This window comes from Nocardia macrotermitis (genome assembly GCF_009604405.1).
GTDB classification, from domain to species: Bacteria; Actinomycetota; Actinomycetes; order Mycobacteriales; family Mycobacteriaceae; genus Nocardia; species Nocardia macrotermitis.
Map to the genome: position 1 here is coordinate 353,290 of NZ_WEGK01000003.1, position 24,618 is coordinate 377,907.

At 67.5% G+C, this 24,618-nt stretch carries 23 protein-coding genes; 4 read left to right on the top strand and 19 right to left on the bottom strand.

The window, feature by feature from the left end; all coding sequences use genetic code 11:
• The 3 genes from NRB20_RS08830 to NRB20_RS08840 form a co-directional block, all read right to left on the bottom strand.
• The gene (locus NRB20_RS08830) at positions 1 to 786 is read right to left on the bottom strand and encodes an enoyl-CoA hydratase-related protein (protein WP_153409340.1); all 786 of its coding nucleotides are present in this window, start codon (positions 784 to 786) and stop codon (positions 1 to 3) included.
• Positions 787 to 806: 20 nt separating this feature from the next.
• A complete protein-coding gene (locus NRB20_RS08835; protein ID WP_194289770.1) occupies positions 807 to 1,835 on the bottom strand; it encodes a phosphotransferase family protein in 1,029 nt (342 codons plus the stop codon).
• 193 nt (positions 1,836 to 2,028) lie between these two features.
• Positions 2,029 to 3,330, bottom strand: a complete 1,302-nt coding sequence (locus NRB20_RS08840) for an acyl-CoA dehydrogenase family protein (RefSeq protein WP_153409344.1) — start codon at positions 3,328 to 3,330, stop codon at positions 2,029 to 2,031.
• Positions 3,331 to 3,365: 35 nt separating this feature from the next.
• Here NRB20_RS08840 and NRB20_RS08845 point away from each other — a divergent pair, with 35 nt between their 5' ends.
• Together NRB20_RS08845 and NRB20_RS08850 are read left to right on the top strand one after the other, a co-directional pair.
• The gene (locus NRB20_RS08845; RefSeq protein ID WP_153409346.1) at positions 3,366 to 3,854 is read left to right on the top strand and encodes a VOC family protein; all 489 of its coding nucleotides are present in this window, start codon (positions 3,366 to 3,368) and stop codon (positions 3,852 to 3,854) included.
• A complete protein-coding gene (locus tag NRB20_RS08850; RefSeq protein WP_153409348.1) occupies positions 3,851 to 4,690 on the top strand; it encodes an SDR family oxidoreductase in 840 nt (279 codons plus the stop codon). The genes NRB20_RS08845 and NRB20_RS08850 overlap by 4 nt, the downstream gene beginning before the upstream one ends.
• A gap of 90 nt (positions 4,691 to 4,780) precedes the next feature.
• On the opposite strand, the gene NRB20_RS08855 is transcribed toward NRB20_RS08850, so the two are convergent.
• Both NRB20_RS08855 and NRB20_RS08860 read right to left on the bottom strand, forming a co-directional pair.
• Positions 4,781 to 5,956, bottom strand: coding sequence for an amidohydrolase family protein (locus NRB20_RS08855; protein WP_153409350.1), 1,176 nt, complete (start codon positions 5,954 to 5,956; stop codon positions 4,781 to 4,783).
• Between the two features lie 95 nt (positions 5,957 to 6,051).
• Positions 6,052 to 6,768 (bottom strand): 3'(2'),5'-bisphosphate nucleotidase CysQ, encoded by a 717-nt coding sequence (locus tag NRB20_RS08860; protein ID WP_153409352.1) that lies wholly within the window; start codon positions 6,766 to 6,768, stop codon positions 6,052 to 6,054.
• Between the two features lie 166 nt (positions 6,769 to 6,934).
• Here NRB20_RS08860 and NRB20_RS08865 point away from each other — a divergent pair, with 166 nt between their 5' ends.
• Positions 6,935 to 7,591, top strand: coding sequence for a phosphate signaling complex PhoU family protein (locus NRB20_RS08865; protein ID WP_194289771.1), 657 nt, complete (start codon positions 6,935 to 6,937; stop codon positions 7,589 to 7,591).
• 118 nt (positions 7,592 to 7,709) lie between these two features.
• On the opposite strand, the gene NRB20_RS08870 is transcribed toward NRB20_RS08865, so the two are convergent.
• The 14 genes from NRB20_RS08870 to NRB20_RS39250 form a co-directional block, all read right to left on the bottom strand.
• Positions 7,710 to 8,570, bottom strand: coding sequence for an acyl-CoA thioesterase (locus NRB20_RS08870; RefSeq protein ID WP_153409356.1), 861 nt, complete (start codon positions 8,568 to 8,570; stop codon positions 7,710 to 7,712).
• Positions 8,571 to 8,615: 45 nt separating this feature from the next.
• Positions 8,616 to 9,203 (bottom strand): carboxymuconolactone decarboxylase family protein, encoded by a 588-nt coding sequence (locus tag NRB20_RS08875; protein WP_153409358.1) that lies wholly within the window; start codon positions 9,201 to 9,203, stop codon positions 8,616 to 8,618.
• A gap of 27 nt (positions 9,204 to 9,230) precedes the next feature.
• The gene (locus tag NRB20_RS08880) at positions 9,231 to 9,986 is read right to left on the bottom strand and encodes an SDR family NAD(P)-dependent oxidoreductase (RefSeq protein WP_319944645.1); all 756 of its coding nucleotides are present in this window, start codon (positions 9,984 to 9,986) and stop codon (positions 9,231 to 9,233) included.
• Positions 9,983 to 10,810 carry a TauD/TfdA dioxygenase family protein gene (locus NRB20_RS08885; protein ID WP_153409362.1) on the bottom strand — a complete coding sequence of 276 codons (828 nt, stop codon included), beginning with the start codon at positions 10,808 to 10,810 and terminating at the stop codon, positions 9,983 to 9,985. Before NRB20_RS08885 ends, NRB20_RS08880 begins: the two co-directional genes overlap by 4 nt.
• Before the next feature lie 41 nt (positions 10,811 to 10,851).
• Positions 10,852 to 11,385, bottom strand: a complete 534-nt coding sequence (locus tag NRB20_RS08890; RefSeq protein ID WP_227833335.1) for a nuclear transport factor 2 family protein — start codon at positions 11,383 to 11,385, stop codon at positions 10,852 to 10,854.
• A gap of 44 nt (positions 11,386 to 11,429) precedes the next feature.
• Positions 11,430 to 12,290: an SDR family NAD(P)-dependent oxidoreductase gene (locus tag NRB20_RS08895; RefSeq protein WP_153409366.1), complete on the bottom strand. Its 861-nt coding sequence runs from the start codon at positions 12,288 to 12,290 to the stop codon at positions 11,430 to 11,432.
• A gap of 5 nt (positions 12,291 to 12,295) precedes the next feature.
• Positions 12,296 to 13,723, bottom strand: coding sequence for an aldehyde dehydrogenase family protein (locus NRB20_RS08900; RefSeq protein WP_153409367.1), 1,428 nt, complete (start codon positions 13,721 to 13,723; stop codon positions 12,296 to 12,298).
• Positions 13,724 to 13,747: 24 nt separating this feature from the next.
• Positions 13,748 to 15,457 carry a thiamine pyrophosphate-binding protein gene (locus NRB20_RS08905; RefSeq protein ID WP_153409369.1) on the bottom strand — a complete coding sequence of 570 codons (1,710 nt, stop codon included), beginning with the start codon at positions 15,455 to 15,457 and terminating at the stop codon, positions 13,748 to 13,750.
• Between the two features lie 22 nt (positions 15,458 to 15,479).
• The gene (locus tag NRB20_RS08910; protein WP_153409371.1) at positions 15,480 to 16,421 is read right to left on the bottom strand and encodes an SDR family NAD(P)-dependent oxidoreductase; all 942 of its coding nucleotides are present in this window, start codon (positions 16,419 to 16,421) and stop codon (positions 15,480 to 15,482) included.
• A 44-nt stretch (positions 16,422 to 16,465) separates the two neighbouring features.
• Positions 16,466 to 18,292 carry a flavin-containing monooxygenase gene (locus NRB20_RS08915; RefSeq protein ID WP_153409374.1) on the bottom strand — a complete coding sequence of 609 codons (1,827 nt, stop codon included), beginning with the start codon at positions 18,290 to 18,292 and terminating at the stop codon, positions 16,466 to 16,468.
• Between the two features lie 17 nt (positions 18,293 to 18,309).
• A complete protein-coding gene (locus NRB20_RS08920) occupies positions 18,310 to 19,662 on the bottom strand; it encodes an aromatic ring-hydroxylating oxygenase subunit alpha (RefSeq protein WP_153409376.1) in 1,353 nt (450 codons plus the stop codon).
• Positions 19,659 to 20,540 (bottom strand): SDR family NAD(P)-dependent oxidoreductase, encoded by an 882-nt coding sequence (locus tag NRB20_RS08925; RefSeq protein ID WP_153409378.1) that lies wholly within the window; start codon positions 20,538 to 20,540, stop codon positions 19,659 to 19,661. Before NRB20_RS08925 ends, NRB20_RS08920 begins: the two co-directional genes overlap by 4 nt.
• A gap of 5 nt (positions 20,541 to 20,545) precedes the next feature.
• Positions 20,546 to 22,153, bottom strand: coding sequence for an SMP-30/gluconolactonase/LRE family protein (locus tag NRB20_RS08930; RefSeq protein ID WP_153409380.1), 1,608 nt, complete (start codon positions 22,151 to 22,153; stop codon positions 20,546 to 20,548).
• Positions 22,154 to 22,436: 283 nt separating this feature from the next.
• Positions 22,437 to 23,243, bottom strand: coding sequence for a FadR/GntR family transcriptional regulator (locus NRB20_RS39250; RefSeq protein WP_319944646.1), 807 nt, complete (start codon positions 23,241 to 23,243; stop codon positions 22,437 to 22,439).
• A gap of 75 nt (positions 23,244 to 23,318) precedes the next feature.
• Here NRB20_RS39250 and NRB20_RS08940 point away from each other — a divergent pair, with 75 nt between their 5' ends.
• Positions 23,319 to 24,488: an acyl-CoA dehydrogenase family protein gene (locus tag NRB20_RS08940; RefSeq protein ID WP_153409382.1), complete on the top strand. Its 1,170-nt coding sequence runs from the start codon at positions 23,319 to 23,321 to the stop codon at positions 24,486 to 24,488.
• Positions 24,489 to 24,618 lie beyond the last annotated feature (130 nt).

The following is a 24,618-nucleotide window of genomic DNA, read 5'->3' on the forward strand; positions in this document are numbered from 1 at the left end:
TCACTTACCCTGCCACTGCGGGGTGCGCTTCTCGGCGAACGCCGTTGCGCCCTCCTTGGCGTCGGCGCTGGTGAAAACCTTTCCCTGCCAGGTCTTCAGGCGGGCTTCGGCTTCGTCGGAGTCGGTAACCGCAAGGCGGGCAAGCTCTTTGGACGCAGCCAGACCCAGCGGCGCGTTGGCGGCGATCCGCTCGGCGAGGGCCACGGCGGTGGCCAGTACCTCATCGGGTTCGGCGACGGCGTTGATCAGCCCGACCTCGTATGCCCTTGCGGCACTGACGAAATCGCCGGTCAGCAGCAGTTCCAGCGCGATCGCGAGCGGAATGCGGGTGCCGACCGTGGTGCCGCCGCCCGCGGCGAACAGACCCCGCTTCACCTCGGGGAAGCCGAATTTCGCGGCCGAGGAGGCCACGACGACATCGCAGCCCAGCAGCAGTTCCAGCCCGCCGCCGACCGCCGTGGCATTGGCCGCGCCGACCACCGGCACACCCGCCTGCCCCTTGGCCAGCCGCCCGTACGCCTCGGTGGCCGGGTCCGCGCCGAAGCTCTCACCCTTGGCGAAGGCGCGCAGATCCATACCCGCGCAGAAGGCGCGGTCGCCGGTGCCGATGAGCACGATCGCGCGGATCCCGGGATCGGCCTCGGCGTCCAGCACGGCCTGCCCGATGCCACGAATCAGATTGCCGTTCAACGCGTTACGCGCCTCGGGCCGGTTGAGCCGGGCGATCAGCACCGCCCCGGACCGTTCGACGACGAGTTCGCTGTTCGCGTCGGTGTTCTCGCTCATCGCGATTTCCTCCCTGGATGTCAACGTGCGTACTGCGTGCTCTCGGCCAGCTCGGCGGCCGAACGCATGGTGTCGACCACGACCGGGCCGAACGATTCCAGTTTCACATCGCCCTTGGCGCGCTGGAAGCCGCGCTCGAGCACGATGGCCAGTTTCCACTTCGCCAGGATCAGGTAGTAGTCGATATCGTCGACCTGCCGCCCGGAGACCTCGGCGTAGTGCGTCAGGATCTGCTCGCGCGAGGGCATGTACTGCATGTTCGCGTAGCCCTTGTTCGCCACGGCCGGGTCGCTGGTGTCCTCGGGCCAGCCCTGCAACATCCAGCCCAGATCGAGCTTCGGGTCGCCGACGGTGCCCATCTCCCAGTCCACCAGCGCGGCCAGCCGGGCCGGACCGCCGTGCTGGAACATCACATTGGCGAACTGGTAGTCGCCGTGCATGAGCCCGGGAACGTAGTCCAGCGGCCGATGGGTGCGCAGCCAGTCGGTCGCCACATCCATACCGTCGAGGTTGCGTGCGCCGTCGATGTGGTCGTAGAAGCTCAGCCACCGTGCGACCTGACGTTCGTGATAGCCGTCGGGACGGCCCAGATCGTGCAGGCCCTTGGCCTTCCAGTCCACCCGCGAGAGCAGCGCAATCCCTTCGGCGAGTTGATATCCCAGTCCGGCGCGCAGGGTGTGATCGGAGTCGAAGGGCTCGGGCCACACGCCGCGATGATCCATCGGCGACCAGCCGTCCACGAAACCCATCAGATAGAACGTTCGGCCCAGTACCGAGGCGTCCGTGCAGGCCGCGACCGCGGCGGTGTGCGGGACGTCGGTGCCCTCGAGCGCCTCGATGATCCGCCACTCGCGCAGAATGCCCGCGTCCCGTTCGGCGGGCGCCTCGGGCGGCGGAATACGGATGGCGCACACGTGCTCGCCGCGGCTGATCCGGTAGATCTCGTTCTGCGTGCCGCCGGACAGGAAGCGTGCCTCGATCGGCTCGCCCTTACCCGGCAGCCCCTGCCCGTCCATCCATTCGGCCAGACGCGCGGTATCGATACTCATGGTTGCCCTACGTTCGTTCGTGCGGATCTCTCGCATCGGCCTCGGCGGGCACGAGCCGGACCGTGCCGATGTGCCTGCTCAGGTCGCTCGATGTTCGCGTTTTCCGTTGTGTCTGTGCGGGTTCGAGGTTTGCATTGCCCCGATGTGCCGCGGTGTGTCTGTACGCCCACACGGCTCGTCCGACGCACGGTGCTCACAGATTTCCGGCTTCGTGCTCGAGGAACTCCGCGAATTTCTCCCGTGCCGCTTGCTGTTTCGCCGGAATCCACTGGGTCGGCCACATGCCGTCGGTCGGCTGGTAGTCGCGCAGCACCTGTTTGGCGACGGTGCCCTTGTGCACCTCGGTGGGGCCGTCGGCCAGGCCCATCACGCCCGCGCCGTGGATCATCCGGAAGAACGGCATCTCGTTGGTGGTACCCAGCGCGCCGTGGATCTGCATTGCGCGCCAAGCGATGTCGTGCAGCACCGTGGGCATGATGATCTTCGCCGTGGCGATGTCCTTGCGGACCTTCTTGTAGTCGTTGTACTTGTCGATCTTCCACGCGGTGTTCAGCACGAACAGCCGGAACTGGGCCAACTGCGCGTAGGAGTCGGCGATGTAGCCCTGCACGAATTGCTTGTCCGCCAAACGACTTCCGGCGGTTTCGCGACTCAGGGCGCGCTCGCACATCATGTCGATCGCCTGCTGTGCCAGGCCGATCGTGCGCATGGCGTGGTGGATGCGGCCGCCGCCGAGGCGGGTCTGCGCGATGACGAAGGCCTGGCCCTCGCCGCCGAGCAGCGCCTCGTTCGGCACCCGGACGTTCTCGTAGTGGATGAGCGCGTGTGAACCACCGTTGATCGGCTCGCCGTACAGCCCGACGTTGCGTTCGATGTTGATGCCGGGGGTGTCGGTCGGCACCAGGAACATCGACATGCCCTTGTACGGGCTGACATCGGTGTTCGTCACCGCCATCACGATCAGGAACGCGGCGGTCTTCGCGTTGGAGGAGAAGAACTTCCAGCCGTTGATGATCCAGTCGTCGCCGTCGCGCACCGCACGGGTCTCGAAGCGGGTCGGGTCGGCCCCGGCCTGCGGTTCGGTCATCGAATAGCTGGAGAACAGTTCGCCCTCCAGCAGCGGTCGCAGATAGCGCTGCTTCTGTTCCGAGGTGCCGTAGTGCGCGATGATCTCGGCATTGCCGGTGTCGGGGGCCTGGCAGCCGAACACGATCGGGGCCCACGACGAGCGACCCAGAATCTCGTTGAGCAGCGCCAGTTTCAGCTGTCCGTACCCCTGCCCGCCCAGGTCCGGGCCCAGATGTGTGGCCCACAGTCCCTGTTCGCGCACCTGTTTCTTGAGCGGCTCGATCGCCGCTCGGCGCGCACCTTCCAGCGGCACGAACTGCTCGTGCTCCCAGACCAGGTCGAGCGGCTCGACCTCCTCGCGGACGAACTCATCGGCCCAGTCGAGCTTGCGCTGGTACTCGGGGTCCGTCTCGAAATCCCATGCCATTGCGCCTCCTCTCTCCAGGTGAGAATATCCTTCTCATGAGTCAGAATGCAATTCTTGATCCCGGTGATCAGTTCCACATCGGCATCGTGGCGGCGGATTTCGAGGCCACCGTGGCGCGGTTGACCGAGGTGCTCGGGTACGAGTGGGGGCCGGAGATCGGCGGGCCCGTCGCGGTCGGCCTGCCCGATGGGCGGACCACCGAGTTGGAGATCCGGTGTGCGTACTCGCGCACGACACCGCGCCTGGAAGTCGTGCGCAGCGTCGCGGACAGCCTGTGGCAGCCCGCAGGGGAAGGCGGGTTGCATCACATCGGCTACTGGTCCGATGACGTCGCCGCCGACACCGCCCAACTCGCCGAGCGCGGATACGCCGTCGAGGCCACCCGTGCGGGCGTCGGCGGCGGGCTGTTCTTCGCCTTCCTGCGCAGTGCGGAGGGCTTCCGGGTGGAGTTGGTCGATCGCGTGGCCGAACCGAGTCTCGCGCGCTGCTGGGCCGCGCCCGAGGTGTCGGGTGGTGCGGCATGAGCACCGTGGGGATCGTGACCGGCGGCGGTCGCGGCATGGGGTACGCCTGCGCGCAGCGGGTGGTGGGGTTGGTCGACACGCTGCTGGTGGTCGATCGCGATCCCGACTCGGCGCAGACCGCATGCACGACGCTGGCGGCCGAAAATCCCGGTGTCGCAGTGGAATCGGTGGAACTGGACATCACTGATGCCGCCGGGCTCGCACGCCTGGCCGAACGGGTCGGCGAACTCGGTGAACTCCGCGCGGTCGCCCACGCGGCCGGTATTTCGCCGAGCATGGCGGACTGGCGACGCATCTTCGTAGTCGATCTGATCGGCACCGCGCTGCTCGCGCAGGCGCTGCGTCCGCTGGCCGTACCCGGCACGGCCACAGTGTGTTTCGCCTCGATGGCCCCGCTGCTGGACCCCACCCCGCCGGACCCCGCGGCCCTGGCGATCCTGGACGACCCGCTCGCCCCGGACTTCCTGGACCGCCTGCGCGAGACGCTCGGCCCGGTGCTGGAAAAGCCCGGCGTCGCGTACGGCTGGGCCAAACGCGGCGTGCACCTGTTCGTGCAGCAGGAGGCGGTTCGCCTGGGTCCGTCCGGTGCGCGCATCTGCTCGGTCTCCCCGGGGATGATCGATACTCCGCAGGGACGCCAGGAAGCGGCCGAACAGCCGAGCATCGCGGCGCTCGTCGAGCGAACACCGTTGGGGCGTATGGGACTCGCGGAGGAAGTCGCCGATGTGGTGGCATTCGCCCTGTCGGATCGGGCGAGCTTCCTGAACGGGACGGATCTGCTCGTGGACGGCGGCGTGATGGCCGCGGTTCGGGTGGCCGGACACGCTGCCCGATGAATCGGACCGGGCCGCAACGGATTTAGGCATACGGCTTCGCCCCCGGCGATATGAGCCGGGGGCGATGAACCACTGTGACCGCCGCGCGGATCAGACGTTCAGCAGCCGGGCGAGGTTGCCGCCCATGATCTTCGACTGGTCGTCCAGCGACAGTTCCTTGATCTCGTCGACGTAGCGCGCCGGTTCGGCCAGGCCCTCCGGATGCGGGTAGTCCGAGCCGAACAGCACGTGGTCCGCGCCGATGAGCCCGGACAACTCGACCAGATCCTCTTCCCAGAACGGGCTGACGTAGATGTTCTTGATCATCTCGACCGGATCGCTGGGGAAGCCCTCCGGGGCCTTCTTGTAGATCGAGGCGAGGTCCTCGAGCAGGCCGGGCAGCCAGGCCGCGCCGTTCTCGATGACGGCGATCTTCAGCTCCGGGAACCGGTACAGCGCGCCGTGGCACACCCAGGACGCCATCGCGTCGCGGATCGGCTGCCAGGCGTTGACCATCTTGAAGGTGTTGGTGACGAACGGCAGCATTTCCCGTTGCGTCCCATCCCATTCCGAGGCGTAGCGGGCGTAGCCGCTGTCCGAGGAGTGCATGGTGACGAGTACGTCGAGTTCGACCACGCGCTTCCAGAACGGGTCGAACTCCGGCACCGCGAACGAGCGCGGGCCGCGGAAGCCGGGCACCGGCGCGGGCCGCACCAGGATCGCCTTCGCGCCGCGCTCGACGACCCACTCGAGTTCCTCGATCGCCTTCTCCACGATCGGCAGGCTGATCACCGGCACGGTGAAGATGCGGTCCTTGTGGTTGAACGACCACGTCTCGTACAGCCACTGGTTGAGCGAGTGGATGACCGCGTGGATCAGTTCGGGATCGGACTTCATCCGCTCCTCGACCAGGCTGGCCAGCGTCGGGAACATCAGCGCGCGGTCGATCTGCAGGTCGTCCATGACCTCGAGCCGCGCGACCGGATCGCGGAAGGCGTCGGTGGAGCGGATCGGCTTGCCGAAGATCTCCCGCATGCTCTTGCCCTCGGGATTGCCGTTCTTGAAGTAGTCCTCCATGGCCCCGGGCGCGGCGACCACGTCGAAGGTCGGGTTGGGGATGTACTCGCTGATCTGGCCGAGGATCGCGATCTTGGTGCGGCCGTCGACCTCGACGTATTTGACCGCGTCCCGGTACTGCTTCGGGAGGAACTTGGTCAGCGCCTCCTTGGTCTCGTAGAGGTGGTTGTCCGCGTCGAACAACTGGTAGGGCAGATCCCGCTTGGGCATGTAAGGCTCCTTCACGTTTTAGGAGAATTTTATTCTCACGAACGTGCAGTCGCAATGCCTATAAGGATTGCAAGGAAAGTCGGCCGACTCGGCGGTCAGGAGTTCGTGCGCAGGACCTCGAGGGCGGCATCGGCCAGTTCCGGGCGGCAGATGAGCAGGTCGGGGAGGTACGGGTCGGGGCGGTTGTAGCGCAGGGGGGAGCCGTCGAGGCGGGAGACGTGCAGGCCTGCGGCGGCGGCCACGGCTACCGGTGCGCAGGAGTCCCATTCGTACTGGCCGCCGGAGTGGGCGTAGATGTCGGCCTCGCCGCGCACCACGGCCATGGCCTTCGCGCCGGCCGAACCCATCGGCAGGGTGGTCGCGTCGAGATGTTTCACCAGCAGGTCGACGCAGGCGGGTGGGCGGCTGCGGGAGACGACCAGGCGGATCGGGCCGTCGGCGGGCGGGGGCAGGGCCGGGGGTTCGCCGGTGTGCAGGACGAGGTCGGCGGCGGGCAGGGCCACCGCGCCGATGACCGCGACGCCGTCGACGGCCAGCGCGACGTGCACGGCCCAGTCGGTGCGCGGCGGCTGGCCGTACTCGCGGGTGCCGTCGAGCGGGTCGATGATCCAGACGCGTTCGCGCTCGAGCCGGATCGGGTTGTCGGTGCTCTCCTCGGACAGGACCGCGTCCTCGGGGCGCAGTTCGGCCAGCCGTCGCAGCAGCAACTCGTTCGACTTGCGGTCCCCGGCCGCCCCGCCCTCGTGCCGGATCCCGAGCAGCAACTCGCCGGCCTCGACCGCCAACCGCGCGGCCACACTGTGATCATCCATGTAGATCATCATTACCTTGGCTCGCCCGAGTACGCCAGAGCCAGGTGGCGGCCTGGACGGCGGCAGGACCGGGATGCGGTGCGCTTATACCGGAAAAGGGAACGGACCGAGCGGATGGTTTCGGCGAAGTTGTGCATATGCGGGTGAAAACAGCGAAGATTACGGCGTGCGAACTAAATTCGCCGCAGAGCTCGCGGCGCTCAGCGAGGAGCTCGGGAGGCTCGCGGAGTTGGCATCCCATGCATCCGAACGAGCCGCGGTCGGGTTGGCGCGAGCCGATCTGACCGCCGCGTACGAGGCCCTGGCGGCCGATGAGGAACTTCAGACCGGATTCACGGCCTGCGAGAATCGGGCCGTCATTCTGCTCGCACTGGAGGCGCCGGTCGCTCGCGACCTACGCCAGGTGGTCAGTGCCATCCGGATCACCGACGATCTGTCCAGGATCGGCTCGCTGATCAGTGCGATCGCCGAAACCGCGGTGCGGTATTTCCCGGAGACGATCGCGCCCGACGAAGTGGCCGAACAACTTTCGGATATCGGCACCGCGACCGCCGCACTGATCGCGGCGACCAACGCGGCCATCGCGGCGCCCCCGGGCAAGGGTGATGTGCTGGCCCCGCCCGGTCCGGCGCTGGCCGACCTGCGGGCCGAGGTGCAGGCCCGGATCGCGGCCCCGGATTGGGCGCACGGACATGTCGTGGCAACGGATCTGGGGCTGCTGATGCACCATTACGAGCGGTGTGCCGAGCACTGTGCGCGGATCGGTGGGTTGATCAACTTCTTCCACACCGGGACGCCGATGTCGTTGGAGTCTGCGGAGTAGCGCAGCACGTGGCGTAGACCCGCACCCCTACTGTTCCCCTTTCGCCGGGCCCCGATGACGTCCGGTCATCGGGGCCGATTAGTGTGCGGCGCAGTGCTTTACGTCGTTCCGCGGGGGTTCACATCAGGTCGCCGGTGGTGCCGCCGCGCGATGGGAAGGCGCGGACCATGGCGTGCACGCCGTAGGAGGCGACCAGGTGGCCGTCGTGGCTGAAGATCTGCCCCTCGCTCTGCGCGTGGCCGCGACCCGCGTAGGTGACGCGGGTGGCGTACAGCAGCCAGTCGGAGACGTCGACGTCGTCGTGAAAGGTGATGGTGGCCATGGTGATTCCGGTGGAGATGCTGCGATGCGCCATGGCCTCGCCGAAGCCCGCGTGCGGGCGCAGGGCGGCGGCGACCGTCCAGTGGGTGGTGGACTGGGTCAGCAGCGCCGCGTGCAGGTGATCCCGGTCCGGGGCGTCGCGAAACCTGGTCCATACGAACAACTCCGGCGGACCGATGCGATCGGGATCCGGATCGTAGGCGTCGTCGACCACGCGGATGTCGCGGCCGAGGACCTCCGTGCCGGGGATCGCCATCGAACTCAGCTCGTCCGGTGGGGTCACCTTCGGCATCGGGGCCGCCGAGTGGATCAGGTCGGGTGCGGTCGTGTCGAGCAGGGCTATGCCTGCGCAGCAGAGCGAATCCTGTTGGCGGACATGGATCTGCCCGGTGCCGAGGGTGCGACCGGAGCGCAGCATGTCGACGTCGATATCGAGGGGTTCGGTGTGCTTGGCCATCTTGGAGAAGATCATCGAGACCGAGGTGACGCGTTGGCGCGGCACCTCTTTCGCCGCCGCGACCACCGCGCTGCCGAGCATCTGCCCGGCCTCCACGACGTCGCGGATGGTCGGGCCGTGCGCGGGGGCTCGGTACCGGCCGGGGCCTCGGGGTTCGACGTCCATGAGACGTTGGAGTTCGGCCTGGGTCCAGTCGGCCATTCGCGGACCTCCTCTCGGTGAGAATGTGATTCTCTTATATGAATATTATCCTTTCGGCGGGTCCGGCAGATACGGCACGAGCCCTTCCTCGGGTTCGATGCCGAACGAGCGCAGGGCCATGGCGACCATGGCGTAGGTGCCGACGGTGAAGACCAGGTCCATCAGCTGATCCTCGGTGAGCTCACCCGACAGCGCAGCCCAGGTCGGCTCGGCGATGATGCCCTCGGCGAGCAGCTCGTCGACTGCGGCGAGCATGGCTCGATCCAGCGGTTTCCATTCGGCGGCAACGGGTTCCGCGGCGATCCGGGTGATCTCCTCGGCGGTCAGACCCGCGCGCTCACCCAGGATGACGTGCTGTGCCCACTCGTACCCGCACTGCCGCAGATGCGCGACGCGCAGCACCAGCAACTCGCGCTGCCGCGCGGTGAGTGAGGTGCCCGACAGCAGATGCCGGTTGAACGTCAGAAACGGTTGTGCCAGTGCGGGATAGCGCGCGAGAGTGCCGAGCAGATTGGATCCGCTCTGGTTCTCCTGCGTGGGTTTGCGGCCGATGACCGAACTGCGGAAGCCGTCGACGAACGCGGTCATCTCCGGCGACCACTCCGGTTTCGGCAGGGGGGATATGCGAGGCATGATGACTCCTGGTGTGGCGGAACGGGTTCAGGTGTTGCGGCCGCCGTTGACGCCGATGACCTGCCCGGTGATGTACCCGGCCTGTTCGCTGACCAGGAACGCGCAGGTGGCGGCGATGTCCTCGGGTTGGCCGATGCGGCCCACCGGGGTCCTGGACACCTGCAGATCCATGTCGAACACCCCCTTGCTGAGGGTGTCGCGCATCATCGGCGTCTCGATGAAGCCGGGCGGAATCGTGTTGACGGTGATGCCTTTTCGTCCGAATTCCAGCGCCAGCACCTTGGTCAGGCCGACCACGCCCGCCTTCGAGGACACGTACGCGGCCATCCCGGGCACGCCCGAATGCATGCTGGAGGAGGAGATGTTCACGATGCGCCCCCATCCGGCGGCGACCATATCCGGCAGCACGGCCTGACAGCAGTCGAAGGTACCGGTCAGATTGACCGCGAGCACCCGGTTCCAGGTCTCGGCCGTCACCTCGAGCGACGGCCCGGCCACGGTGACGCCCGCGCTGTTGACCAGGATCGCGGGCGTGCCCAATTGCTCGCGCACCTCTGCCACACCGGCGTCGATCGCGGCTCGATCGGTGACGTCGACCTCGAATCCGAGCGCTCGATCACCGTTCGCGACAATGGATTTCGCGGCCGCCTGCGCCGCTTCGCCGTCACGGTCGAAGATCGCGACGAGTGCGCCGTCGGCGGCCAGCTGTTTGGCGATGGCCCCGCCGATGCCGGAGGCGCCGCCGGTGACGATGGCCGTGCGCTGGGTTGTCTCGGTGCTCACTGGATCGGCTCCTGTCCGACGAGGGTGGATCGGTGCATGCGGCGCGGTAGCGACCGGTCGAATTCGCAGGCGCGGTGGACGAGTCCGGTGTTGTCCCAGATGACCAGGTCACCGACCGACCAGGTGTGCTTGTAGACCCGGTCCGGGGTGGTGGCGCGGTCCTGAAGTTCCTCCAGTAGCGCCGCGCCCTCCTCGAGGTCCATACCGACCACGTGCGAGGCCGACGCGCCGAAAACCAGTGACCTGCGGCCGGATTCGTGCGTCCACACCAGCGGATGCTCGCGGTCGGGGAAGCGCGCCCAGTCGGCCCGCTGCTCGGGCGTCGGGTTCGCGAAGGTGCGGCTCTGGATGCGGGCCATGCGGTGGACCACGCGCAGTCCGGCGAACCGGTCCTTCTCCTGGTCGGTGAGCGCGTCGTAGGCGGCGTAGGTGCTGGCGAACGCGGTCTCGCCGCCTTCGGCGGTGATGTTGTGCGCGCTCATGATCGAGGCGCGCGCGGGCACCTCGTCCATGGACCCGTCGATATGCCAGTAGTCGTTGCTGGGGTAGTACTTCGCATTCGGATTGTCCGGATCGAAGCTGATGATCATGACGTGCTCGTTCGGGAAGTTGGGAAACTTGGCCAGCGGCCCCATCTTTCGCGAGAACGCCACCTGCGCCTCGTCCCCGGCGTGCAGTTCGGGGAACAGCAGCACGCTGTGCCGTTCCAGCAGTTCGAGACACCGGCCGGGCAGATCCTCGTCGGTGACGAGCCGTTCGGCATCCACGCCGAGGATGCGCACCCCGACCGTCTCACTCAATTTCTCGGTGGTGAGTGCGGACATACGCCGCTCCTTTCTGCGCAGTCGCGCGCTGAATTCACCTGTCATCCAGGGATGTTCGGCTCCCGCAGGTTGCGCAGGGGGCGTCGGTACGAGGGGTCCTGCGTGCTGCGCGAAGGTGCGCCGTTCACGTGGATGCCGGGGACGTCGGCGAACGGGATCGGCATCGTGGGCACCATGCCGGACCACTCGATCACCGTGGTGCGCAGCATGATTCGCCATTCGCCGGCGCGCCGGGTGAGGCGGTCCAGGTAGCGGCCGCCCGCGAGCCAGTTGCTCTCGTCCCGGTTGCGCGCGGCGAACAGGTAGTACAGCTCGGTGTGCGCGGTGTCACCGTCGATGTCCACGGTGAGATTGAGCAGATTGTGTTGTGTGGCAACCTGTCCCGCCTCGTGCATGGTCCGCGACCAGTCGAACAGATCCGCCGGGCCGCCGACGAAATCGCCCGCGGCGATGGTGGCGTCGGGGTGGAAGGCGGACAGGAACAGCTCCCGGTCGAAGCGGTCCATGCCCCGGCTGAAACGGGTCAGCGCGTCCTGGATGTCCTGGCGATCCAGCAGGGCCTCGAGTCTGGTCATCATGTACTCCGTATTGCGTTGTGCGGCAGGGATGTAGCCTTGAGTCAGAGCGCCGACCAGATCGGATCGCCGCGGGTTGCGCGCAGGGAGGGGATGACCGCGCCGTCGATATCGGTGATGCCGTAGTCACCGGCGAGTTCGGCGGTGATGTAGGTGCCGCCGGTGCGGGCCAGCACGTCCGGATCGGCGGCCAGGGCCGCGATCACCCGGCCCGGGAACTCGGGGGAGCAGCCGTTCTGCGGCAGGGTGGCGGCCTGGCCGTCCAAGCCGGGAATGGTCGACAGATTGCGTTGCGCGCGTTCGGTCCAGGTCAGGCCCTGCCACAGCGAGATCGAGCTCACCCCATGGGGTTTCAGCTCGACGGCCATATCGCGGGCCATCCGGTCGGCCGCGGATTTCGCGGTGCCGAACACCACCCCGTAGGTGTAGCTCACCCCGGTGTACCCGGAGATCGCGACGATCAGACCCGAGCCCTGCGGCGCCATGATCGAGGCGGCGTGCCAGGCCGCCACGAAATTCGACCGCACCCCGACGTCGAACATCTCCCAGTTGGTCAGGGGTTTTTCCCAGAACGGGGCCGGATCGGTGAGATCCTCCGGCAGCGAGAACGCGTTGTTGACCAGGATGTCCAGGCGTCCGGAGCGACGCCGGACCCGGTCGAACAGGTCCGCGACCTGATCGTCGAACGCGTGATCCACCTGTACGGCAACACCTTTCCCGCCCCGCGCGGTGCATTTGGCGGCGGTGTCGCCGACCGTGCCCGGCAGCGGATGGGAGCCGGGCGTCATCGTGCGGCCCGTCACGTACACCGTGCAACCCTGTTCGGCCAGGGCGAGCGCGATACCTTTCCCGATACCGCGACTCGCCCCGGTGACGACGGCGACCTTGCCCGCGAGCGCACCCATCGGTGCTATACCTCGGGCTCGTATCCCAGAATGCCCTTGACCTCGAGGTATTCCTCGAATCCGTATGCGCCCCACTCACGTCCGTTACCGCTGCGCCGATAGCCGCCGAACGGAGCGCCGAAATCGACCGCGCCGTTGATCGAGACCCAGCCCGAACGGATGCGCGCGGCGACCGCGCGGGCGGTGTCGAGATCTGCGCCGGAGACGTTGCTGGCCAGACCGTATTCGGTGTCGTTGGCGATGGCCACCGCGTCGTCCAGATCGGTGTAGCCCAGGATCGACTGCACCGGACCGAAGATCTCCTCGCGGGCGATGGTCATATCGTTGGTGACATTCGCGAAAACCGTTGGCTTGACATAGAACCCGCGTTCCAACCCATCGGGTCGACCGGTGCCGCCGCTGACCAGCGTCGCCCCCTCGTCGATGCCCTTCTGGATCAGCGCCTGGATCTTGTCGAACTGCGCCTGCGACACCACCGGACCGATGGTGACGTCCTCGGCCGGATCGCCGACGGTGACCTGCTCGGCCGCGGCGCGCGCGACCTCGATCGCCTCGGCCATGCGATGCGCCGGGACCAGCATTCGTGTTGTGGCGCTACAGGTTTGGCCGGAGTTCATCATCATGCCGGTGACCCCGCCCGCGACATTGTCGGCGAAGGCGTCGTCGTCCAGGACCAGATCTGCGCCCTTGCCGCCGAGTTCCTGGGTGACCCGCTTGACCGTGGCCGCGGCATTGCGTGCGATTTCGACGCCCGCTCGCGTGGATCCGGTGAAGGAGATCATGTCCACGTCCGGATGCACCGACAGCTGCGTGCCCACGCCCGGCCCGTCACCCTGCACCAGATTGAACACCCCGGCGGGAACGCCCGCGGCATCGAGGGTCTCGGCGAGGATCTGGGCATTGAACGGCGACTGCTCGGACGGTTTGAGCACCGTCGTGCAGCCGGTCGCCAACGCCGGAAACAGTTTCACCGCAATCTGATTCAGCGGCCAGTTCCACGGCGCGATAAGGCCGCAGACCCCGATCGGCTCCTTGATCAGCAGGGTCTGCCCGCGCTGCTCGGAGAACGCGAAGTTCTCCAGGATCGAGATCGCCTCGGCGAGATGACCGGCCACCAGATCGAGCTGGAAACCATTGGCCAGCGCGGTCGGTGCGCCCATCTCCTCGGTGAGCGCGGCGCCCAGATCGGCACGGCGCTTGGTGAATTCGCCCTCGATGGCGTGCAGCAGGTCGACGCGGTCGGCCACGCTGCTGCTCGCATAGGCGGGGAAGGCGCGGCGGGCCGCGGCGACCGCGCGGTCCACATCGGCCGCCGAACCGAGCGCGACCCGGCCCGCCACCTGTTCGGTGGCGGGGTTGATCACCTCGAACGTCGCCGAGGAGGCCGGATCGACCCACTGACCGTCGATGTAGAACTTGAGATATTCACGCATGATTCGCTCGCTCTCGTCCCGGGCCTACTGCATGCCCTCGGCGTACCAGGTGCGGAACTCGTCGTAGCTGGGCATCTCCTCCGAATTGGCCTTCGGATCGACCGCCACGTGGATCACGCCGGGCCGTCCGCTGGCGTAGGCGCGCTTGATGGCCGGGGCGATGTCCTCGTCGCGCTCGACGTATTCGCCGTAGCAGCCGAAACCCTCGCCGACCTTGTCCAGGCGGGTTCCCTCGCCCCAGTGCACGCCGGTCTCGAGCGAGCCCTGCCCGAACGTGCGCTTGTAGACGCCGACCTCGAGGCCCCAGGCGTAGTCCACCGCGACCACGCAGACCAGCGGAAGATTCAGGCGCACAGCGGTTTCCAGCTCGGCGATCTGGAACTGGAACGACGAGTCGCCGGTGATCAGCATGACCGGGCGCTGGCCGCCGTCGGCGACCGAGGCGCCGATCGCGTACGGCAGACCGGTGCCCAGATGACCGAAGTTCTGGTTCCACATCACGTCGTGCGGCTTGGCCTGGGAGTAGGTCCAGCCGAAGATCGTGGTGGCGCCGCCGTCGCGGGCCATGATGCCGTCCGCCGGGAACGCCTTGGTGGCTTCCACGATCATCCGCGCCGGATGCACCGGCGACATACCCGAGGGGGCGGTTTCGGCCAGTTCGGCCAGCTGCGCGGCGTCCTGTTCGATCCAGCGGGTCAGTTCCGGGGTGGGGGTGCGCGGGGTGTCGCGCAGCGCCTCGGTCAGCTGCGGCACGATCGTGCGCAGGTCGCCGACCAGCGGCACGTCGATCGAGCGGTTCACGCCGATGGCGGCCGGATCCTGTTCCACCAGAATCCAGGTGCGGTTCGCCTCGCCCGCCACCCAGTGCCGGCCGCGGCCGAAGTGCACCGGCTCGCCGAGTTCGGTGCCGATGGCCAGGCACAGATCCGACTGCACGACCGCCTCCACCGCGGCCTTCGAGAAGCCGTAGGGGAACGTGCGATCCTCGAGCCCGGCGATGTACGAGGTGCCGCCGGAGGTCTGAATGACCGGCGCGGCAACGAGATCCGCGAGTTCCTTGACCGCCGCGCCGGCCCGCGCGGTGTGTACCCCGTGCCCGACCAGCAGGATCGGCTGCTTCGCGGCCTTGATCGCCTCCACCGCGGCGGCGATCCGATCGGGTCCGGCGCTCTGGCCGACCAGGCGGTAGGACTCGGGCGGCAACGCCGGCGGGACGTCGATCTCCTCGAGGATCACGTGCGAGGGGTACTCGATGTACACCGGGCCGGGCGTGCCCGACAGGGCCTTGCGCAGGCCCTCGCGGATGATCTCGTCGGTCTGGTCCGCGTATTCGATACTGGCGCTGTACTTCACGGCGTTCTCGACCAGTCCGCTCTGCTGCACGAACTGGATCCGGCCGCGGCGCACCCGCTGCTCGGTGATGCGGGCGCGCTGGCCGCCCAGGAAGATGATCGGGGAGTTCTCCACCTTGGCGCACATGATCGAGCCGGACAGGTTCGCGATGCCCGGGCCCAGCGTGCCGATGCACACTGCGGCCTTACCCGTCATGCGCGAAACACCCTCGGCCATCATCCCGGCCGATTCCTCGTGGTGCGGTGCGACGACATTCCAGCCGCGTTCCTGCGCGAGGTGGAACAGATGCACGAAATTCGGGTCCGGAATACCGAACAGGGTGTTGATCCCCTCGGCCTCGAAGAGATCCAGAATGCGTTCGTAGACCTTCACTGCTGCCATATGCCTGTGCCTGCTTTCCTGATCAGGTGGTAGGTGATTGGTTCCGGTGTGCCGGTGCGGCTTTCGCCGCCATCGCGAAGCTTCTGCCGATGTGGTCCGCGTGCGCCGAGAGCGGCGGCAGGATCCAGGAATCGCCGGTGTCGCGGATCTCCTCGACGTGGTCGGCCACCTCGTCGACGGTCCACGACGGCCGGTACACGCCGGGGGTTTCGGCGATATACGCCCGAGCCACCCGTCCGGCGATCGCGACCAGCAGTTCGCCTGTGAGCGAACAGGATTCGTGCGCCAGATAACCGACCGCGGGCGCGACCAGATCCGGGCTCATATCCGGATAGGCGGAGGTGTCCAGCCCCTCGGCCATGCGGGTCAACGCCGACGGGACGATGACGTTGCTGGTGATGCCGAACTCCGCGCCCTCCAGCGCGACCACGTTCGAGAGCCCGATCATCCCCGCCTTGGACACCGCGTAGTTGGCGACGTTCTTGTTGCCGTAGATGCCGCCGATCGAGGAGGTGAGCACCACGCGCCCGTAACCGGCCTCCCGCATCACCGGAAAGGCCGCTCGCACAACGTGAAACGCGCCGCGCAGATGCACGTCCAGGACCGCTTCGAAATCCTCGTAGCTCAGTTCGGTGAGCGATCCGTAGCGGACGTTGCCGGCGTTGTGCACGAGGATGTCGAGGCGGCCGAAGTGCTCGAGCGCCGAGTCGACGATCGCGCGGCCGCCCTCGGGGGTGGCCACCGACGCCGTGGAGGCGACCGCTTTCCCGCCCGCGGCGGTGATCTCGCGGACCAGTTCGGCGGCCACCCCGTCGTCGTCGGTGTCGCCGCGCACGCTCGCGCCCGGATCGTTCACCACGACCGCCGCGCCGAGCTCCGCGAGCAGGAGCGCGTATGCGCGGCCCAAACCGCGCCCGCCGCCGGTGATCACGGCGACGCGGTCATCGAATCGCAATGGGGACAAGGTGTTTCCTCTCACCTCGGGCAATCGGGCGCTCGGCGTGGACGTCACTCGCGGAGTGACAGGCCCGCGAGATCGCCGGTGTCACGCCAGGTTTGCAGTAGTTCCTCCAGGACGTAGAACCCGCCCCAGAACGGATCGCCCAGGAAGGAACGGCCGTTCGGCTCGCCCTCGCTGTTGTAGTAGCCGGGCGTGCACTCACTCGTGAAGGTGCTGTTGTCGAAGGCGTTGGCGCGGACGGTCTTTATCCACTCGTCCTCGGCCTCCTGCGTGGGCTCCACGACCGTGACGCCGCGCGCGGTCGCCTGGGCGATGATGTAGGAGATGTGGTCGGCCTGCTGCTCGAACATCAGCGTCGTGGCGGCGGTGACGCCACCCTGGATGAATCCGGTGAAGTAGATGTTCGGGAAGCCGTGCGCGCTCATCCCGTGCAGGGTGCGAAAACCCTTGCCCCAGTGCTCGTACAGCGACTTGCCGTCCCGGCCGGTGAACGGCTCGATGTCGTACTGGCGATCGAGCGAGGTGGTGATCTCGAAGCCGCTGGCCAGGATGATGCAGTCCACCTCGTACTCGACGCCGTTGGCCACGACGCCCTTCTCGGTGATGCGCTCCACGCCCTTGGCGGCCGACACGTCGACCAGAGTGACGTTGTCGCGGTTGAAGGTCGGCAGATAGTCGTCGTTGAAGACCGGCCGCTTGCACATGTTGCGGTAGTACGGCTTGAGGATCTCGGCGGTCTCCGGATCGGTCACGATCTCCGCGATGCGGTTGCGCAGCCGCTCCATCGAGCGGTAGTCCTCGATCTCCTTGAGCTCCATGAACTTCGCGGGATCGGCCAGGGCCGCCCAGCCGTTCTCGGCGTTCAGCTTCGCGGCCAGGTTGCGGGCGACCTCGGTCCAGCCGTCGCAGATCAGGTCGGGCTCGCCGGGGTTGTAGAAGGCGAAGGCCGCATTGTGGAAGTTGCGCTGCCGCTCGGCCCGCCAGCCGGGTTCGAGGGACTTCACCCATTCCGGATCGGTCGGGTGGTTGTCGCGCTCGAAGATGTACGACGGGGTGCGCTGGAAGACGGTCAGATGCTCGGCCGCGCGGGCCACGTGCGGAATCACCTGCACGCCACTGGAACCCGTGCCGATCACCGCGACCCGCTTGCCGGCCAGCTTGTCCAGCCCGCCGTGCAGATCGCCGCCGGTGTACTCGAAATCCCAACGCGCGGTGTGCATCAGGTGCCCGTCGAAATCCGCGATCCCCGGGATGCCGGGCAGCTTGGGCCGGTTGTACGGGCCCTGGCACATGACCACGAAACGCGCCGCGATCTCGTCGCCGCGGTTGGTGCTGATCCGCCAGCGGTTGATCTCGCCGTCCCATCGCAGGGAGCGGATCAGGGTGTGGAACAGCGCGTTCTCGTAGAGGCCGAAATGTTTTCCGATGCGTTGCGCGTGTTCGTAGCACTCGTCGCCGTGCGAGAACTTCTCCTTCGGCATGTAGCCGGTTTCCTCGAGCAGCGGCAGATAGCAGTAGGCGTCCGAGTCGATCTGGATGCCCGGGTAGCGGTTCCAGTACCAGACGCCGCCGAAATCGCCGCCCAGCTCGATGATGCGGAAATCGGTGATTCCGGCCTGCTGCAACCGATGTGCGGCGATCAGGCCCGCGAACCCGCCGCCGAGCACCGCGACCTCGAGTTCGCCCGAGATCGCCTCGCGCGGTTCGACGGGCAGATGCGGATCGCCCTCGTAGAAGTCCGCGAACTCGTTCTCGGCCTGGAGATACTGCTGTTGCCCCTCCGGACGCAACCGCTTGTCGCGCTCGGCGAGGTATTTCAGCCGCAGCGCCTCCCGGTCGACCTCGGGTGTCTGTGTGGGCGAACAGTCGTTCATGCGAATTCCTCTGTTACTCAGGCCAAATCGGTCGGTTCACCGGTGCCCATATAGGACGCGAGATTGTGGTGCAGGTTCACGATGGTGCGTTCGCGATACGGGTTCGGTTTGGGACCGGAGAAGCCGCGGGATTTCATGCCCTGCTGCACCGCGGCCATATTGTCGAAGTCCTGCGGGAGCACCGTGCGCCAACCCTCGTCGCCGACCGGGGTGTAGATCCATTCGGTCTGCGGTTCCTCGCCGGGCGGGAACAGTTCGAATACCGCCGCCTCGAAAATGCATTTGTCCGGATCGGATCCGTAGGGGCGGAATCGGTAGCACAGCATATTGTTCGGGGCGTGGCCGATCTGGAAATTGGGGAAGATCTGCCAGGAGGTGCCACTCTTGGCGACGATCTCCGGATCGACGGTCGGCCAGATCACGCCGCGTTCTGCGTCCTCGCGGCGGCAGGTGTCCAGCCAGTACCGCAGTACCTCGCCGGGCGGGGTGCCGTCGGGCAATTCCGCGGCCAGCCGGTTCGCCACGGCCACCATGGATTCGGTGGTGTTGGTATTGGCGTTCTCCCAGGTGAAATTCTGGAGTTGCGCGGTCGACAGGCGCGCGTCCGCGCCGCTGCCGATACGCAATTTGCCCTGGTTCTCCTCCATACCCTTCGGTGCGTCGTAACCGATATTGCTGTGTTTGCCCTGCGCGCGACCCCAACCCAGGAAATCGCCGAAATTCATGAATTCCGGATGGGTGTAGGGCACGTGGTAGGTCTCCATGAACGCCTCGAAGGCGACCTTCCAGTTGCAGTCGAACGTCAGCCAGCGTCGCCACCGGTACCGCATGTTCTCCAGCTGGAACGGATCCAGCAGGGACGCGGCGGGTTCCAGATATTCGCGCAGCGGTTCGGCGTCCGGATCCAGGTTGATCCAGACCCAGCCGCCCCAGGTGTCCAGGCGGACCTGGTTCAGCCCGTCGTTGCGCTCGGTGAGCCCGCACGTCCAGTCCCCGCGCTCGGGCACGAAGGTGTTCTCACCCTGCAAGTTGTACCGCCACCCGTGGAACCCGCAGACGAACTGCTTGCGACTGCCCCGCGCGTCGTGCGCGCCCGGTGGCGTATCGACCAGCCGCCGCCCGCGATGCGCGCAGACATTGTGATACGCGCGAATGGTGTCCTCGGCAGTACGCACGACGATCACCGAATCGTGCACGATCTCGTAGGTCAGGAAGTCGCCGACGCGGGGCAATTCCTCCACCCGGCACACCTGCTGCCACACCTTGGCCCACAGCCGATCCCCTTCGGCGCGAGCGTATTCCGGGGAGATATATGCCTCCACACCGATCGTCATCGGCGTGGAGAGCGCTTCGGCTGCTGTCTCGGTCATGGGTTTCTCCTGGTGATGGCCGCGCGGAACGTTTCGTCCTTCAGGAACAGGGAGGTGTTGTCGGAGCCCAGATGAGTCCATTTGAGGTTCAGGCCGCCGTCCACGAGCAGGGTTTGCCCGGTGACGTAGCCGGAGAGTTCGGAGAGCAGGAACAGGATCGCGCCCGCCTGCTCGCGGGGGGTGCCGCGGCGGCCCATGGCGATGGCGCGGCGGTCGCGTTCGGGATCGGTGTCGACGTAGGTGCCCGAGGCGGGGGTCTCGGTGACGCCGGGGGCTACCGCGTTGACGCGGATGTTGTCCAGGGCCAGTTCGACCGCCATCGTCCGGGTGGCCGCGACGAGCGCGGCTTTGGCTGTGCCGTAAGCGATATGGAAGGGGGCGGTGTTCATGCCGCTGATCGAGGACAGCGAGACGATCGAGCCGGGGCGGGACTGCGAAGCGAGTTCCGCGGCGACGGCCTGGCTGAAGAAGAACATCGTCTCGAGGTTCTGGGTGAACAGCGCCTGCCAGTCGGCGCGGGTGACGCGGGTCGCGGGCATCCAGGTGCTCGGTGCGGCCCCACCGGCGATGTTGACCAGGCCGTAGAGCTGGCCCTCGGTGTCCCGGGCGCGCTGGACGACCGTGGCGATGCCCTCCTCGGTCGACGCGTCGGCGGCCACCGAGATGACCGGAAGTCCCTCGGCGGCAAGGGGTTCGACGTGTTTCGCGAGATTCTCCGGATTGCGGCTGACCGCCAGCACGGTGGCTCCGGCCTGGGCGACCAGGCGGGTCACCGCGGTGCCGATGCCGCCGCCGCCCGCGCCGGAGACGATCACGATGCGGCCGTCCAGGCCGAAGAACTCGTTGGGGGAGAAGGGTTCTCGGGTGGGTTCGGTCATTTCGCTCACTCCGCGTAATGCAGCGCCATGACGCTGCCCTCGGCATCGGCGGACAGGTAGATGGTGCCGTCGGGCCCGGCGGCGATGCTCGCGAACGGACCCATCGGGCCGGAGAACGGCGGGGTGCCAAGCAGCGGTTTGGGTTCCACGCCGGGAGGCGCGCCGAGGGGGAGATCGGCGGCGATGGTCTCGCGTTCGCCGGTGGTGAGGTCGGCGGAGATCAGCGCGTCGAGGCCGACGTCGAGGATCAGCAATCGGTTGCCGCGCACCAGGATTCCCTGCGGGGTGTGCAGGCCGTCGACCACGGTGTCCACCCGGCTGCCGATCGAGACGACCCGTCCGGCACCGGATTCGGAGACCAGCAGCGTGCCGTCCGGTGCGAAGGCCACGCCCATCGGCCCCTGGAGGCCCGACGCCAGTACGTCGGCGCCGCCCGCCCGCACCGACAGCACCCGGCCGGTGCCGAGTTCTGCGGTGACGATGGTGCCGTCCGGGCCCGGGGCGATGCCGTAGAGCTGATCGAATCCCTCTGCCACGACCTCGGTTTCGGGCTCGGGGTGCAGGCGGTAGTGGGAGACCTTCCCGTCGGAGGTGGCGCACAGGAACTCGCCCGCGCCGACCGCGCTGACCCCGCGCACGTAGCCGGGGGTTCCGGCGCTGAAAAGCGATGCGACCGTGTGCAGTCCGCCGTCGCGGTAGGCGTAGAAGAACGTGCCGTCGGCGACGTAGAGGTTGCCCTCGGTGTCGACGGTCAGGTCCAGCGGCCACATCAGGCCGCCGTCCAGCACGGTCTTCGTGCCACCGCCGGAAAGGATTTCGATGATCTCGCCGGAGAAGTGCGAGACGAACAGCCGGTCGCCGACGAATGTGCAGTTGTCCAGGCCTGGCGCGAGTTGCGCCAGGACCCGGCGTTCGCCCGTGCGCGGATCGATCCGCAGGACCTCGCCGGTCGCCACCTGCGTGGACACGATGCGGCCCGCGGAGTCGAACTTGACCGAGTCCGGTGTGCCGAGATCGCCTGCGACGCGCTCGGGTTCGCCGCCGTCCGGGTCGATGCGCCAGATGTCGTTGGAGCCCATGACCGGGTAGTAGAGGAGTCCGTCGGGGCCGAACTCCATGGCGTTGGGCATCATCAGGTTGTCCTGGAGGACGCGCGGGGCGCTGCCGTCCAATGGGAGTTCCATCAGGCGTCCGCCGATGCGGCATTCGTTGACGAACAGGCGGCCGTTGTGCACGGTGATCCCGTTGGCGCCGGGCAGATCCGCGCGGATCACCCGGGTCTTGCCGTCGGTGTCGCGCACGCTGACCCGCGCGTCCATGTACTCGGTGGCGATGAGGTTGCCGCCGGGATCGAAGGCCAGATCGTCGGGGGCGATGATGTCGCCGCCCTTGGCGCTGACGGTTTCCAGCTCGCCCGTGGTGACGTCCAGGGCGCTGATCTGGCTGCCGGCGACCTGCGCGACGTAGACGCGCCCGTCGGGGCCGGTGCGTAGTCCATTCGCGCCGAAGAGCCGGCTCGGCGGGGTGAGTCGCCGCAGGCTCCAGCCAGTGGCGAGGGTTACCGGAGTGGTGCTGCTGTAGCGCGCCGCCTGAATCACGGCGGGGCCTCCCATGCTGAAGAGAACGTCGGTGTCTGTTTCCTGAGGTGGCTGCGGACCCGGCCGAATCGGCGGTCGTGACGCACGCCACTCGGCGTGGGGCTACGCTACTTCAATCCTCATAAGGATAGCAATACTTGAAGGGGTGTTGTTCCGGCGTTACACTGCCCGGCGTTGTGACGGGGCACGATCGTCGGTGGGGCCGGGTTGTGTGGTGGGCGGCAGTCGTAAACGCCCTGCGGACAACGTGATTCGCCCCCGCGCGACGCATCGGGCGGGGGTTGGGGCAGGGTGTGTGTCAGACCCGGGGGCCGCGGCTGGATTGGATGGCCTGGCGGGCCAGGTCGGAAGTGGCGTTGACGATGCCGTTGTCGAAACGTTCCAGGACCAGGGCCTGGGTGGCGGTCAGATGGGCGCGGTAGAGGCGTTCGGCGGCCTCGGCGCGTCCGGCGGCGATCTCCTCGAGCAGGCGGCGGTGGGTGCGCACCGACTCGTGTGACTCACTCGCGGAGGGATATTCGCCGCGTTTGGTCAGGACCTCGGCCCAGGCTTCCTCCTGGGAGGACCACAGCGCGACCAGGCTGCTGACCACGTAGCGGATCGTCGCGTTGGGGGTGAACGAGACGATCAGATCGTGGAAGTCGCGGGCGGTGTGGGTGAAGGGCAGGCCCTCGCCGATGAGTTCCGCGGACGCCTCGATATTGGCCTCGAGCGCGGGCACGATCGCCTCGGCGCGGTCCTCGCGGCGGGCGCATTCGGCCGCGCACATCGGTTCCAGGGTGCGCAGTCCCGCGGCCAGGTCGCCCAGGGTGACGCGCGCGCCCTGCAGGGCCAGGCCCAGGTGGTAGGCCGCGGAGGACTCGTCGGGGCGGTGTACTTCCGCGCCACCGACATTGCCGCGCCGGACCGTGACCAGGCCCTCGGTCTCGAGAATGCGCAGCGCCTCGCGGATCGAGGGGTAGCTGACGCCGAAATCCTGCACCAGCTGATCCTGGGTCGGCAGGCGATAGTCGTCGTCGCCGGACAGGATGCGGTTGCGCAGCTCCGCGGCGACGGTCTCCGCGATGCGGCGTTGCGGGATACGGCCGCGCCGGGCATTGGTCACGCGTGGAGTTTACCCATGGCTCGGTGACCATTCAAATATTGCTATCCTTATGAGGATTGAAGTACTGTCCGATTCATGGACTTCACGATGGGTGAGGCCGCCTCCGAACTCCGCGGCGAGCTGCGCAGGCTGATCGCAGCGGAGGTTCCCCCGGATTTTCTCGGCGCGTTCACCGACGATCCCGCGGATCTCGCAGTCGCCCAACGCTTTTCCCGCATCCTCGCCGAACGTGGGCTGCTGTGCGCGGCATGGCCGGTCGAATTCGGCGGGCGCGGCGCCTCGATCTGGGAGCAGACCGCGGTGCGCGAGGAGATGTGGGCCCGGCACGAGCCGCGCGGCGCGCAGTACATGGGCGTGAACTGGGTCGGCCCGACGATCATGCGGCACGGTTCGCCCGAACAGCAGCGCAAACATCTGCCGCCGATCGCGCGCGGCGAGGTGATCTGGTGTCAGGGGTTCAGTGAGCCCGATTCCGGCTCCGACCTCGCCTCGCTGCGCACCACCGCGCGCCGGGACGGGGACGGCTGGCGCATCTCCGGGCAGAAGATCTGGACCTCCTACGCCGGCATGGCGCAGTGGTGCTTCCTGCTCGCCCGCACCTCCAAGGAGGAGCGAAAACAGCAGGGGCTCACGGTATTTCTGCTGCCGATGTCCGATCCGGGGATCGAGGTGCGGCCGATCCGGTCGATGTTGGGGCCGCATCATCTCAACGAGGTCTTCTTCGACGGCGTCCGCGCGACCGAGGCCGATGTGCTCGGCACCGTGGGTGGCGGGTGGCCGGTCGTGCAGGAGGTGCTCGCGTTCGAACGCGTCGGCATCGCCCGCTACGCCCGCTGCGAACGCCTGCTCCAGGCCGCACCCGAGGTGCTGGGCGAGAACTGGGACGACCTGCCCTGCGGGTTGCGTGGCCGCTGGGCCCGCATGCTGACGCACTGTCGTCGCGCCCGCCTGCTCGCGTATCAGGTTGTGTCCCTCCAGGATTCCGGTCAGGTCACCCCCGCCGACGCCGCCGCCTACCGCATCGCGGTCACCCGGCTGGACCAGGACAGCGGCGCGGTACTCACCGAGATCGCCGCCTACGCCACCGGCGAAACCCCTGCGCGCCAACGCTTCCGCCGTGCCGTGGCCGATCACGCCCGTTACGCCCACGCCGCCACCGTCGCCTCGGGAAGTGTCGAGATGCAGCGAATCCTGTTGGCGCGGGCGCTGCTCGGCGGCAACCGGAAGAAGCGGGATGCGGCATGAGGTCGAAATATTTTGGTGCAGTGGGATATTCGATGTCCTTCGCAGCTGCTGAACTCGATTGGTGTGCGGCCCGGTCGGCCGTGCGTCGCAGCGATGTGATTGTCGCTGGACGGGTTGCGAGATGTGGGAT